Origin of the sequence: Simplicispira sp. 125 (genome assembly GCF_003096555.1) — a bacterium.
Lineage (GTDB): Bacteria > Pseudomonadota > Gammaproteobacteria > Burkholderiales > Burkholderiaceae_C > Simplicispira.
In genome coordinates this window covers 1,948,899-1,961,541 of record NZ_QEKM01000001.1, presented here as the reverse complement: position 1 = coordinate 1,961,541, position 12,643 = coordinate 1,948,899, and the positions used below count along the sequence as shown (strand labels likewise).

Here is a 12,643-nt window from a genome sequence, read left to right as displayed (position 1 = left end):
TGGTGGATTTTTAGAGCCAAACAAGGCGCTAGCGCTTATTCAGTAAGCGCTGGCAGCTCTCTTTTTTGATTTTTTTGCGGTATGGGCAGGCCAACCCGCACAACGGAAAAGCCCCGCAGGCACAACGCCTGCGGGGCTTTTTTAAATCCGGGTGGCGCTGCTCCGTTCAGGCAAACACCCCCGCCGTCTCCTGCATGCGGCTGGACACCTCACCCAGATGGTGCAAGGTGTCGCCAAACGTCATTTCCATCTGCGTGAGCTTTTTGAAGTAGTGGCTGCCGATGTACTCGTCGGTCACGCCAATACCGCCGTGGAGTTGCACCATCTGCTGGCCCACGTGGCGCATGGATTGGCCCAGCTGCACCTTGGCGCGGGCCATGGCGGTGCGGCGTTCGCCTGCGGGGGCGGCGAGCTTGAGGCTGGCGTAGTAGCTCATGGAGCGGGCCAGTTCGAGCTGCATTTTCATGTCAGCCACGCGGTGGCGCAGCGCCTGGAAGCTGGCGATGGTGACGCCGAATTGCTTGCGCTGGTTCATGTAATCCACCGTCAGCGCCACGGCCTTGTCCATCACGCCCACGGCTTCGGCGCACAGCGCGGCGATGCCGGTGTCTACGGCCAGTTCCAGCGCGGCCAGGCCGTCTTTGGTAATGAGCGTGGCAGGGGCGTTCTCGAGCTGCACCTCGGCGGCGCGGCTGCCGTCCTGCGTGACGTAACCCTGGGCGCTGACGCCGCTGGCCGAGCGCTCGACCAGGAAGAGGGCGATGTGGCCGTCCAGTTGCGCAGGCACCAGGAAGGCGTCGGCCTGGTCGCCTGCGGGGACTATGCTTTTCGTAGCTGTCAGCGTATGACCAGATTGCGCTGGAGCCGCTTTTGCTTCACATTTTTCGAGCGTGTAGCGCGCCTTGCGCTCTTGCTGCGCCAAGACGACCAGCGCTTCGCCGCTGGCAATGCGCGGCAGCCAGGCGGCCTGCAGCTCGGCCGGTGCGTACTGCGTGAGTACGCTGCTCGCGATAAAGGCGTGCGCCAGGGGTTCGAGCACCATGCCGCGGCCCAGTTCTTCCATTACCACCATCACGTCGATGGGGCCCTGGCCCATGCCGTCTTGTGCCTCGGGCACGGTCAGCGCGGTCAAGCCCAGTTCAGCCAGTTCGCCATAGGCCGTGCGGTCAAAGCCACCGGCGGCCACGGTGCTGCGGCGGCGCTCGAACGTGTAACCCTTGTCCACCCAGCGGCGCACCGCGTCGCGCAGGGATTGCTGGTCGTCAGAAAAATCAAAATCCATGTGTCTCTCCTTGTGCCGGTTGTGGCGCCGTGGCGCCATCTGTGTGCAACCAGCGAAGCTCTAGCTGGAACCCCCTCCCGGAGGGGGCACGGGGGAGCAGTCCTGTCGCGCAATGCGCGGACTGTTGTCGGCGTCAGCCGAGAACAGTCTGCGCAACGATGTTGCGTTGCACTTCATTGCTGCCGCCGTAAATGGTGGTCTTGCGCAGGTTGAAGTAGGTGGATGCCAGGGGCGCATTGGCCACTTCGCCGCCTGGGAAGTCGCCCTGCCAGCCCGCTTCCATGGCCTCTTCGATGAAGGGCAGGGCAAAGGGCCCGGCGGCCAGCATCATCAGTTCGGCGTAGCGCTGCTGGATTTCACTGCCCTTGATTTTGAGCAGGCCGGCGATGTCGAGCGAGTTCTTGCCGGACTTTTCAGCGGACAACACGCGCAGCACCAGCATCTCCAGCGCCACGATGTCCACTTCCAGCAGTGCGATCTGGTCGCGAAAGCGCTGGTCGTCCCACATGCCTTCGCGCTTGGCGATGCGCTTCAAGCGCTCAAGCTCACGCTTGCTGCGGTTCACGTCGGCGATGTTGGTGCGCTCGTGGCTGAGCAGGTGCTTGGCGTAGGTCCAGCCCTTGTTTTCTTCGCCAATGAGGTTCTCGGCGGGCACTTCGACATTGTCGAAGAACACTTCGTTGACCTCGCATTCGCCGTCGAGCAGCTTGATCGGGCGCACCGTGACGCCGGGCGACTTCATGTCCAGCAGCAAAAAGCTGATGCCGGTCTGCGGCTTGCCTTCCGTGCTGGTGCGCACCAGGTTGAACATCCAGTCGCCGTACTGGCCCAGCGTGGTCCAGGTCTTTTGGCCGTTGACGATGTATTTGTTGCCCACGCGCTCTGCGCGGGTCTTCACGCTGGCCAAGTCAGACCCCGAGCCCGGTTCGCTGTAGCCCTGGCTCCACCACACTTCGCCGCTGGCGATGCCAGGCAGGAAGCGTTTTTGCTGCTCTGCGTTGCCAAAGGCCATGATCACGGGGGCCACCATCACGGGGCCAAACGGGACGATGCGCGGCGCGCCCGCCAGAGCGCACTCTTCTTCAAACAGGTGCTTTTGCACGGCCGTCCAGCCGGGGCCACCGAATTCCTTAGGCCAGCCAAAGGCCAGCCAGCCCTTTTTGCCGAGAATTTTGGCCCAGTTCTGCATGTCGTCCCGCGTCAGGCGCAGGGCGTTGTGCACCTTGTGGGCAATTTCCGGGGGCAGATGGCTGCCAACCCAGGCGCGAACTTCTTCGCGGAAGGCTTGTTCTTCAGGGGTGAATGCGAGATCCATGCGGTGCGTCTCCTAGTGAGGTTGTATTTGTAGCACGGTCGTTCGTTTTTGATCTGTCCAAATGGAGACATCCCTCAGCGAGCGCCTTACTCCGTTGCCGCTTCGGGCGGCAGGCCCAGTTCGATGCACAAGCGCTGCACGGTGGCGCGCAGTGCGGCCACGTCGGCCTCCAGCGTGTCCATGCGCGCCTGCAGGCCGGGGGAGTTGCCTTCGGTGCCGCTGCCAAAGCTGGTGGCGTCCACGGGGCCGCACAGCAGGTGCGCCCAGCGCGGCTCGCGTGTCCCCGGGGCGCGGGGGAGCAGCACGACGAGCGGCCCACCTTTCTCGGCGCTGCGCTCCTGCAGTTCATCGAGGAAAGCCTCGACCGAGGAAATGTCGGCAAAGCGGTACCAGCGTTCGGCATTGATGCGCAACTCACCCGCCGTCTGCGGGCCGCGCAGCATCAACAGGCCCAGCAATACGGCCGATTGCTCGGGCACGCCCACGCCGCGCTGGAAGTTGTGCTCATAGCGCGTGGTGCGGCTGCCACTGGTTTCAAACACCAGCGACAGCAGCTTGAGCGCATCGAGCGCCTCCTGGGCCTGGGCGTCGCTCAGGTTCATCACCGGGTCGCGCGTGGTTTTCTGGTTGCAGCCCGTGACCACCGCGTTCAGCGAGAGCGGGTAGCTGTCGGGCACGGTGCGGGCTTTTTCCATCAGGGTGGCCAGCACGCGGGCTTCGATGGCGGTCAGGGGGCGGGAGGTGGGGTCAAAGGGCATGGTGGGGATAATGACGGCAAATGAAGAACATCGTGATTTTGATCTCCGGCAGCGGCTCCAACATGGCCACCATTGTGAAAACCGCGCAGCAAGAAAATTGGGCGCTGCGCCACGGCGCCCACGTAGCGGCAGTGCTGAGCAACAAGGCCGATGCCCAGGGGCTGGCAGTGGCCCGCGCGCAGGGCATTGCCACCGAGGTGCTGGACCACAAGCTGTTTGAGAGCCGCGAGGCCTTTGATGCCGCCCTGGCCGCGGCGATCGACCGCTACGAGCCCGCATTGGTGGTGTTGGCCGGTTTCATGCGCATTCTCTCGCCCGGCTTTGTGGCGCACTACGCCGGCCGCCTGGTCAACATCCATCCATCGCTCTTGCCGGCCTTCACCGGCCTGCACACCCACCAGCGCGCCATTGACGCGGGCTGCAAGTTTGCCGGTTGTACCGTGCACCAGGTCACGACGGAGCTGGACCTGGGTCCCATCGTGGACCAGGCGGTGGTGCCCGTGTTGCCGGGTGACACTGCAGACCTGCTGGCGGCGCGGGTGTTGACGCAGGAACATGTGATTTATCCGCGTGCGATTGCAAGTTTACTATCAAAAATGTAGCTGTTTACGCTCTTCCATAAAGCGTTACAGCCTATTTTTATACATTTTCAGGGCGATGGAGCCCATGGCACCGTCCGCCCTATCCACGGGGCCTCCTTGCGCACAGCGCGTCACCGTCGGCTGGACGGTGCTTTTTCATGGGTACGATGGCGGGCATTCAAGCGTCGCCAGAAGGGGCTACCAGTGGAACAGGCAGATTTCGTGCACATGGTGCGCATGAGCGAGCACGCCAGTGCCGAGAACAGCCGCGCCTACCGGCTCAGCGTGGGGGCTTTTGCCATGCTTGGATATGCCTGGGTGCTGGGCTGCCTGGTGCTGGGCGCGGGCCTGGTGGGCTGGGCGGGGCTGCAACTGCTGCAGGGGCGCTTGCGGTTCGGGCTGGTGTTGCTGCTAATAGCGGCGGGTGGGTTGTTCTGGATCAGCCTGCGCGCGCTCTGGATTCGGCTGGACGAACCTGACGGGGTGGAGATTACGGCGCTTGAAGCGCCAGCCCTGTTCGAGGCGCTGGAACGTATCCGCCGCAAGATACGTGCGCCGATGATCCACCATGTGCGGCTGAACGATGAGTTCAACGCCAGCATCCAGCAGGTGCCGCGCTATGGCCTTCTCGGCGGGTCGGTCAACCACCTCACGATTGGCCTGCCGCTGCTCATGGCACTGAACCGGCCGCGCTTCCTGGCGATACTGGCGCACGAATATGGCCACCTGCGCGGTGACCACGGCCGGTTTGCAGCGTGGATCTACCGTTCGCGCCTGGCCTGGATGCAGCTGCACCATGGCCTGGAGGACGCCACCAGTCCGGTCACCGCGGCCACACAGGCCTTTTTGCGGTGGTACTTTCCACGCTTTTCAGCCAAGACTTTTGCGCTGGCCCGCCAGGACGAATACGAAGCCGACCGCATTGCCGGGCGCATGATGGGGCGCGACGTGGCTGCCGCCGCATTGATCGAGATGGAAGTGCGTGGCGCGTGGATGCAGTCCGAGTTTTGGGCGCGCCACTGGAGCAAGGCGGCCGACAACCCCTTGCCGGTCGGCCCCTACCGTTCGCTGCGCCGTCGCCTGGCCCGCATGCCGGACCCCGCGTTTGCCAACGACACACTGCGCCAGGCGTTGCAGCGCCTGAGCGGTCTGGAAGATACCCACCCCGTCCTGCGCGACCGCATCGAGGCGCTGGATACGCCGCCCATCCTGCCTGACTGGTCGCACGGCAATGCGATGGAGCTTCTGGGCTCGGAGGCCAAGCGCTGGGTGGCCCAATTCGACAAGCAGTGGTGCCGCGACCACGCCAGCGAATGGAAACTGCACCACGCCTGGCTGGTGCAGGTGCGTGAGCGCGTGCAGGCGCTGGGTGCGGGCATGGCGCAAAACCAGGCCCAGGACCTGGTCGAATTGGCACGGCTCATGCGCCTGCTCGATCCGCGCGCCGTTGTGCGCCCGCTGTACGAGCAGGCTCTGGCACGCGACCCCCAGAACGCCGGTGCACTGCGCGGCCTGTTGCTGAGCCTGCCCGACACGGATCGCCAAGCCAAGCTGCAATGCCTGCAGAGCCTGTGGGACTGCGCGGGCGATGAGCGCTGGTGGACGGCCCGCACCGCACTGGCCGAGCTGGAAACTTCCCGGCCCGGCATGGAGCACGATGCTGCGGCTTACAAACAGTGGCGCAGACGCCTGGACCGTGCCCAGGAGATCGAGGATCGTATCTGGGAAGAATTGAGTAGCGAACCATTCTTCGGCCGTACCAAGCCCCATGATCTCAGCGCTTTTGAGCAGGCGGAACTCAAGGCGGGCTTGATGCAGTGCCTGCCGGTCGCGCAGGCCTGGCTGGTGAGCAAAAACCTGCGCGAGGCGCCTTTGCGCCGCGCTTACCTGCTGTGCGTGGAGTTGCCAGGCCTGGATGAAGAAGGCAGCTTTCACCTGTGCCGCCGCCTGGAGCGCCAGTTGAACCTGCCCGGGCCTGTACTGGTGCTGTGGCCGGGGGAGTCGCCCACGGAGGCAGAAGTCCGGCGTTACGCGGGGACGCCCGTCTTTCAGCGGTAAGAACAGAGCTTCCCGCTGAAACGAAAAAACCGCCCGAAGGCGGTTTGTTCGTTTTGCTGGCAGCGCACCCGTTACAAACGGCGGGCGGCGGGGCCGCCCGGGCTGTTTGCCTGAAAGGTCAGGCGGCCAGTGCCAGGGTTTTCACCTTGGCGGACAGGCGGCTCTTATCGCGAGCGGCCTTGTTCTTGTGGAAGATGCCCTTGTCGGCAACGTTGTCCACCACGGATTGCATCTTGGCGAACAGTTCGACCGCCTTGGTCTTGTCGCCGGCCAAAATGGCCTTTTCGACATTCTTCACGGCGGTACGGTATTTGGAGCGCAGCGAGGTGTTCGCGGCGTTGAGTTTCGTGTCCTGGCGGACGCGCTTGCGGCCCGACGCCAGGCGCGGGTTCTTCTTCTTGGGTTTAGCAGATGCCATGATTGAGGTTCCTTGTGTCTGAGGATGATGCCAGCAAAGCCAAAGATTATAGCCCAGGGCATTTTTATCCTGCTGTGCCGCCCTGGGGAATGGTTACAACGCAGTGACAGCCTTGTGGGCGCAGCGCATACACTTTGCGCCGTGACCTTGCTCAAATCTGCCTCCACCGTCTCCCTGCTCACTCTGGCGTCCCGTGTGACGGGGCTCATACGCGACCTTCTGATGGCCTCGGTGTTCGGGGCCAATGCGCTGACCGATGCATTCAACGTCGCCTTCCGGATTCCCAACCTCTTCCGCCGCCTGTTTGCGGAAGGGGCCTTCAGCCAGGCCTTTGTCCCGGTGCTGGCCACCACCAAGGCGCAGAACGGCGACGAGGTCACGCAGCGCCTGATCGCCAGCGTGGCCACCGTGCTTGCCTGGGTGCTGGTGTTGACCTGTCTGGTCGGTGTGCTGGGTGCGCCCTTGCTGGTGTGGGCCCTGGCCAGCGGCCTGCGGCAAAGCGCAGAAGCTTACGACGCAGCGGTGCTGATGACCCGCTGGATGTTCCCCTACATCGGTTTCATGTCGATGGTGGCCTTGTCGGCGGGCATCCTGAACACCTGGAAGCACTTTGCCGTGCCTGCGGCTTCGCCCGTGCTGCTCAACCTGTGCATGATCGGCGCGGCCTGGCTCCTGGCGCCCCGGTTCGAGGCCTGGGGGATCGAGCCCATTTTTGCCATGGCGGCCGGGGTGATGCTGGGGGGCGTGCTGCAACTGGCCGCGCAGGTGCCTGTGCTGCGCCGCCTGGGGCTGCTGCCGCGCATCGGTCTGACCTGGGCCGCAATTCGCAGCGCCTGGGCCGAACCTGGCGTGCGCCGTGTGCTTCAGCTGATGGCTCCCATTCTGCTGGGTGTAGGGGTGGCGCAGATATCGCTGCTGATCAATACGCAGATTGCCTCGCATCTGGCGCCGGGCAGCGTGACCTGGTTGTTTTACGCTGACCGCCTGATGGAGTTTCCCACCGCGCTGCTGGGCGTGGCGCTGGGCGTGGTGCTCACGCCGCAACTCACGGCAGCCAGGGCGGCGGGCGATGCGCAGCAGTATTCGGCCATGCTCGACTGGGGGCTGCGCATCGTGGTGTTGCTGGCCGTGCCCTGCGCGGTGGCGCTGCTCACGTTCGCTGGCCCGCTCGTGGCCACACTGTTCCACCACGGCAAGCTGACGGACGGCGATGTGGGGCAGATTGCCGTGGCCTTGGCGGGTTACGGCGCAGGCTTGCTGGGGCTCGTCGCCATCAAGGTGCTGGCGCCTGGTTACTACGCCAGCCAGGATGTGCGTACCCCCGTCAAAATTGCCATCGCGGTGCTGGTGATCACGCAGTTGCTCAATCTGGCGTTGGTGCCGTTGATGGCACATGCCGGGCTGGCGCTGTCCATTGGTCTGGGCGCGCTGGTCAATGCCTTGTGGCTGCTGGTGGGTTTACTGCGCCGCGGCAGCTTTCGCCCCAATCCGGGGTGGCGGCTGTATATGCTGCAGGTGTTGGCCGCGAGCGTCTTGATGGCCGTGTTTTTGTTGTGGGCGTCTGACCACTTTGACTGGCTGCAGATGCGTGCCCACAGCTTGCAGCGTGCCGGTTTATTGGCGCTGGTGGTGGTGGGTGCGGCAGGTTTGTATTTCGGCGTGCTGTGGGTGGCAGGCCTGAAGTTTCGGGCGCTGCTGCGGCGTTGAAGGATTTTTGTCATGCAACTCTCGTTCAGCATTCCCACGCCCCTTGAATACTTTGCTGCCCTGGTTCAGGGCGACAAGGGGTTTCCGCTGCTCGAAGCGGCTGCCAGCATTGCGCAGGACGAATACCCCGGCTTCGATGTGCAGCAGGTACTGGGTGAGATGGATGGGCTGCTGGCACGCCTGCAGCGCCGCCTGCCAGCCGATGCCCCGGCCCTCGAGCGCCTGCGGGCGCTGAACCAGTTTTTCTTTGTGGATCTGGACTTTGGCGGCAACGTCAACGACTACTACGCCCCGGGCAACAGCTACCTGCACAAGGTGCTGCACACACGCCGTGGTATCCCCATCAGCCTGGGTGTCTTGTGGCTGGAGCTGGCCCAGGGCATTGGGCTGCATGTGCGGGGTGTGGCGTTTCCGGGGCACTTCATGGTCAAGGCGCTGCTGCCCGGTGGGCAGGTGCTGATCGATCCTTTCACCGGACAATCGCTCTCGCGTGAGGAGCTGTCTGAGCGCCTCTTGCCTTTCCAGTCGGATTCCGGGAGTGCATCAACCGAGAATCCGCCGCTGGGTCTGTACCTGCAGGCGGCCCAGCCGCGGGAGATTGTGGCGCGCATGCTGCGCAACCTCAAAGAGGTGTACCGCGCCCAGCAGGATGCACCACGCCAGATTGCGGTGCTCAACCGCTTGGTCGTGCTGCTGCCCGATGCCTGGGACGAGCGGCGCGACCGGGGCCTGGTCCATGCCGAATGCGACCACACCGCACAGGCGCTGGACGATCTGGAGCATTACCTCGCACATGCCCAAGGACGGCCGGACATCGCCGCCATTGCCGAGCGGGTGAGATCGCTGCGAAAAAATATATAAAAAAAGCATCTAACGCCCGTAAAATGGGCGTTAGATGCTCTATTTTTGATAGCTTGCGGCGATCAGGCGTTCGCGACCTTCACGCACAATACCGGGCAGGGCACGGTCATCAGCAACTCTTGGGCCACGCTGCCCAGAAGCAGCTTGCCCACGGCGGTGCGCTTGCGCAGGCCGATGATGAGAACGGAAATATCGCGTGTCTCGACCAGGTCGTTGATTTCCTCCACAGCATTCTTGCCGCGGACAAATTGCTTGAACTCGCCCTGGATGCCTTGAGCAGCAAGCTGTGCCTCGATCTGTTCGACTTCGAAGCCGGGCGCCAGGGAGGCGTCCTCTTGCTGGCCGCCAGGGCTGGCGTTCACGATCAGCACCGGTTCCTGGCGGCGCTTGGCGATTTCAATGCCCTTGTCCAGTGCGGCCCGGCCTTCGGGGCGGGGCACGTAAGCGACGAGGATGGTCATGTGCGGTGTCTCCTTGATTGGTTTGAATGGCGGACCGGCATGGCTTGTGGCGCATGCCGTGTCCGAAACAGCCCTTGCCGGGCCGTATTCAGAATGGTAGCAGCACGGCACCGTGGTTCACTACAAACCGGGGCGGCATCGTGCGATGAAGTGTCGCCGTAGTTGCTTTGCGTGCACGGTGCAGCGTGCAGCGTTCAGATCAGCCGCGCTGCAATAAGCTCTTTTTTGAGGTAGGCGTAAAACAGCGGCGCCGCCACCAGCCCGGCCGGGCCAAAGACGGCCTCGGCCACGAACATCACGGAAAGCAGTTCCCACACCCCCATCTGCGTGCGGCTGCCCACCACCTTGGCGTTGATGACGTATTCAGCCTTGTGAATCAGGATCAGAAAGCCCAGACAGGCCGCCGCCGCCAGGGGCGACACTGACAACCCCACGATGGTGATGACGGTGTTGCACAGCAGGTTGCCCACGATGGGAACCAGCCCCGCCACAAAGGTCAGGGTGATGAGCGCCGGGGTGTAAGGGAGCTTGAGGCCCCAGTAAGGAAGCACCAGTAGCAGGAACAGCGCCGTCAGGAAGGTGTTGAATGCCGCAATCCAGAACTGGGCTGCCACGATCTGGCGGAACGCCTCGCCGAACAGGCGAACGCGCAGCACCAGTTCCTGTGCCAGCGGGCCGTGCAGGGTGCCCGGGGCGCGCACGGCGGCCAGGGTGCCGATCAGCAGGCCCACGTAGGCGTACAGGATGGCGCCCAGCCAAGCGCGCCCTGCCACGGCCAGCGCGCCGGCCTTGGCACCCAGGTAGTTGGCGATGGTGCGTTGGATGTCGGCCGCGCCCTCGGGCCACTGGATGGGAAAATCCGCGGGTAATTTCAGGCGCAGCTCACGCACGGTGACGGCCATATATTCCAAAAGCTCGCGGTACTGCTGCGGAGCCTCGACGATGTAGCCGCGCGAATGCGTCAGCCCCAGCACCAGCAGCGCCAGCGGTGCCAGCATGACCAGTGCGGCAGCCGCCACCTGCGCCTCGTGCGGCAGGGCGGTGGGTGCGGGCGCGCGCCGCAGGCGGGCCAGCCCGCGGGCGAAGGAGCGCGTCAACAGGAACCCCAGGCAAACGCACAGCAGCCCTGGCAGCAGGCCACGCCACATGACCAGAAGCAGCGCAGCAGCCATCAACAGGTAGCTGGCCACCACCACGCTGCGCGGCGCGCGGCTGGCACCTGGGGCGCCGGTGATGACCAAGGACGAACCAGGGGGCTGCGCCATGGAGCGCCGCCGCGTCAGGCCACCACCACGGCAGCGCCGCCGCCCAGCGGCGCGATGGTGCCAATGGTGTAAACCTGTTCCCCGGCCGCACGCAGCATGGCTGCGGTGGCCTCGGCGTGGGCGGCATCCACCACCACCACCATGCCAATGCCGTTGTTGAAGGTGCGGTTCATCTCGGTGTCGTCAATGCCAGCGGTGTGCTGCAGCCAGGCGAACAACTCGGTCTGCGGCCAGCTGCCTTTTTGCAGGTGGGCGGCGGTGCCTTCGGGCAGCACGCGCGGAATGTTCTCCAGCAGGCCGCCGCCGGTGATGTGGGCCAGGGCCTTGATGGGGTGTGCGGCGAGCGCGGCCAGCACGTTTTTCACGTACAGGCGTGTGGGCTCCATGATCGCTTGTTTGAAGGGCTTGCCGTCCAGTGTGGTGGGCAGCGTGCTGCCGGCGCGTTCGATGCACTTGCGCACGAGCGAGAAACCGTTGGAGTGCACGCCGCTCGATGCCAGGCCCAGCACCACGTCGCCGGGCCGCACGTTCTGGCCATTGAGGATCTTGGACTTTTCGACCGCACCTACGGCAAAACCGGCCAGATCGTATTCGCCTGTTGGGTACATGCCGGGCATTTCGGCGGTTTCGCCGCCGATCAGCGCGCAGCCCGAGAGTTCGCAGCCTTTGGCGATGCCGCCGACCACGGCTGCGGCCGTGTCCACATCGAGTTTGCCGCAGGCAAAGTAGTCGAGGAAGAACAGCGGCTCGGCACCCTGCACCAGCACGTCGTTCACGCTCATGGCCACCAGGTCGATGCCGACGGTGTCGTGCATGTTCCACTCAAACGCCAGCTTGAGCTTGGTGCCCACACCGTCGGTGCCGGAGACGAGCACCGGCTCTTTGTAGCGTTTGGGCACCTCGAACAGGGCGCCAAACCCCCCAATACCGGCCAGCACGCCTTCGCGCATGGTCTTTTTGGCCAGGGGTTTAATGCGTTCGACCAGGGTGTCGCCCGCGACGATGTCAACGCCAGCGTCCTTGTAGGACAGGGGGGAGGAAGAGGGGACAGAAGTGCTCATGGCAAGGAAAGGCACGGGCCAGCGTGCGCGGCAGACTAAAATTTGCGCAGATTTTACGGGCAGCGCACCCTGTGCGGCCCAATCCCTCTTTTGTTGCCACCTGTTTTGCCCCTTTCATCCATGCTTTGCCACGTCTTTTCTTCCCGCACATGCCAACGTGGCTGCGGGCTGCCGCCATGAAGCAGCTGGCGCTGGATATCGGACTGGTGACGGGGCCCACGCTGGCCAATTTTTTCGCCGGCCCCAATGAGGCCGCGTTGCAGCACCTGCGCCTGTGGGCCGGAGCGGGCAGCAGCCAGACCACGCGGTCGCCTGTGCCCACTTATCTGTGGGGTGAGACGGGCAGCGGCAAGTCGCATCTGCTCAAGGCGGTGCGCGCTGCGCTGCGCGAGCAAGGGGCCAGTGTGGGCTGGTTTGAGCCCGCCCTGCATGAGCCGCCCGAATTCGACGAGCGCTGGTCCGCCGTGCTGCTGGACGATGTGCACCTGTATTCCACTGCGCAACAGGCCATGGCCTTCAACTGGTTCGTCAACGCCATCAGCCCGGGTAGCGGCACGCAGCGCTGGGTGCTGGCCGCGGGCAGCCTGCCGCCAGCCGATCTGCCGCTGCGCGACGACTTGCGCAGCCGCCTGGGCTGGGGCCATGTGTTCCAGCTGCATGCGTTGGACGAGGCGGCCCGCCGCGCAGTGCTGCGCCAGGAGGCCGATGCGCGCGGTATCTTCCTTGGCGATGAGATGATGGACTACATGCTCAGCCGCTTCTCGCGTGATCTGGGCAGCCTCATGCAGTTGCTGAACCAGCTTGACGCCTATGCACTGCAAACCCAGCGTGCCATCACCATCCCCTTGCTTAAGGCGATGCTGGAATCCGCATAGC

General features: G+C 64.3%; 12 protein-coding genes. 5 read left to right on the top strand and 7 right to left on the bottom strand.

What is annotated here, in order from left to right:
- Window positions 1-166: 166 nt before the first annotated feature.
- The 3 genes from C8D04_RS09130 to C8D04_RS09120 all read right to left on the bottom strand — a co-directional run bounded on the left by C8D04_RS09130 (window position 167) and on the right by C8D04_RS09120 (window position 3,355).
- A complete protein-coding gene (locus C8D04_RS09130; RefSeq protein ID WP_116004563.1) occupies window positions 167-1,282 on the bottom strand; it encodes an acyl-CoA dehydrogenase family protein in 1,116 nt (371 codons plus the stop codon).
- A gap of 133 nt (window positions 1,283-1,415) precedes the next feature.
- Window positions 1,416-2,597, bottom strand: a complete 1,182-nt coding sequence (locus tag C8D04_RS09125) for an acyl-CoA dehydrogenase family protein (protein ID WP_116004562.1) — start codon at window positions 2,595-2,597, stop codon at window positions 1,416-1,418.
- 86 nt (window positions 2,598-2,683) lie between these two features.
- A complete protein-coding gene (locus C8D04_RS09120) occupies window positions 2,684-3,355 on the bottom strand; it encodes a YceH family protein (RefSeq protein WP_116004561.1) in 672 nt (223 codons plus the stop codon).
- A 20-nt stretch (window positions 3,356-3,375) separates the two neighbouring features.
- Here C8D04_RS09120 and purN point away from each other — a divergent pair, with 20 nt between their 5' ends.
- Together purN and C8D04_RS09110 are read left to right on the top strand one after the other, a co-directional pair.
- Entirely contained in the window at window positions 3,376-3,957 is a 582-nt protein-coding gene (purN, locus tag C8D04_RS09115; RefSeq protein WP_116004560.1) for a phosphoribosylglycinamide formyltransferase, read from the top strand.
- 183 nt (window positions 3,958-4,140) lie between these two features.
- Complete coding sequence (locus tag C8D04_RS09110) at window positions 4,141-5,994, top strand: M48 family metallopeptidase (RefSeq protein ID WP_116004559.1); 1,854 nt, start codon at window positions 4,141-4,143, stop codon at window positions 5,992-5,994.
- 118 nt (window positions 5,995-6,112) lie between these two features.
- On the opposite strand, the gene rpsT is transcribed toward C8D04_RS09110, so the two are convergent.
- A complete protein-coding gene (gene rpsT / locus C8D04_RS09105) occupies window positions 6,113-6,412 on the bottom strand; it encodes a 30S ribosomal protein S20 (protein ID WP_116004558.1) in 300 nt (99 codons plus the stop codon).
- 141 nt (window positions 6,413-6,553) lie between these two features.
- On the opposite strand from rpsT, the gene murJ reads away from it, so the two are divergent.
- Both murJ and C8D04_RS09095 read left to right on the top strand, forming a co-directional pair.
- On the top strand, window positions 6,554-8,119 hold the full coding sequence (murJ, locus tag C8D04_RS09100; protein WP_116004557.1) for a murein biosynthesis integral membrane protein MurJ: 1,566 nt from the start codon (window positions 6,554-6,556) through the stop codon (window positions 8,117-8,119).
- A 12-nt stretch (window positions 8,120-8,131) separates the two neighbouring features.
- Complete coding sequence (locus C8D04_RS09095) at window positions 8,132-8,980, top strand: tetratricopeptide repeat protein (protein WP_116004556.1); 849 nt, start codon at window positions 8,132-8,134, stop codon at window positions 8,978-8,980.
- A gap of 62 nt (window positions 8,981-9,042) precedes the next feature.
- Here the strand turns inward: C8D04_RS09095 and C8D04_RS09090 are convergent, their stop codons facing one another.
- The 3 genes from C8D04_RS09090 to purM form a co-directional block, all read right to left on the bottom strand.
- Window positions 9,043-9,441 (bottom strand): universal stress protein, encoded by a 399-nt coding sequence (locus C8D04_RS09090; protein WP_116004555.1) that lies wholly within the window; start codon window positions 9,439-9,441, stop codon window positions 9,043-9,045.
- 194 nt (window positions 9,442-9,635) lie between these two features.
- Window positions 9,636-10,706: an AI-2E family transporter gene (locus C8D04_RS09085; protein WP_116004554.1), complete on the bottom strand. Its 1,071-nt coding sequence runs from the start codon at window positions 10,704-10,706 to the stop codon at window positions 9,636-9,638.
- Window positions 10,707-10,720: 14 nt separating this feature from the next.
- A complete protein-coding gene (gene purM / locus C8D04_RS09080) occupies window positions 10,721-11,767 on the bottom strand; it encodes a phosphoribosylformylglycinamidine cyclo-ligase (RefSeq protein WP_116004553.1) in 1,047 nt (348 codons plus the stop codon).
- Between the two features lie 176 nt (window positions 11,768-11,943).
- Between purM and hda the strand changes: the two genes are divergently transcribed.
- A complete protein-coding gene (gene hda, locus C8D04_RS09075) occupies window positions 11,944-12,642 on the top strand; it encodes a DnaA regulatory inactivator Hda (protein ID WP_116006109.1) in 699 nt (232 codons plus the stop codon).
- Window position 12,643 lies beyond the last annotated feature (1 nt).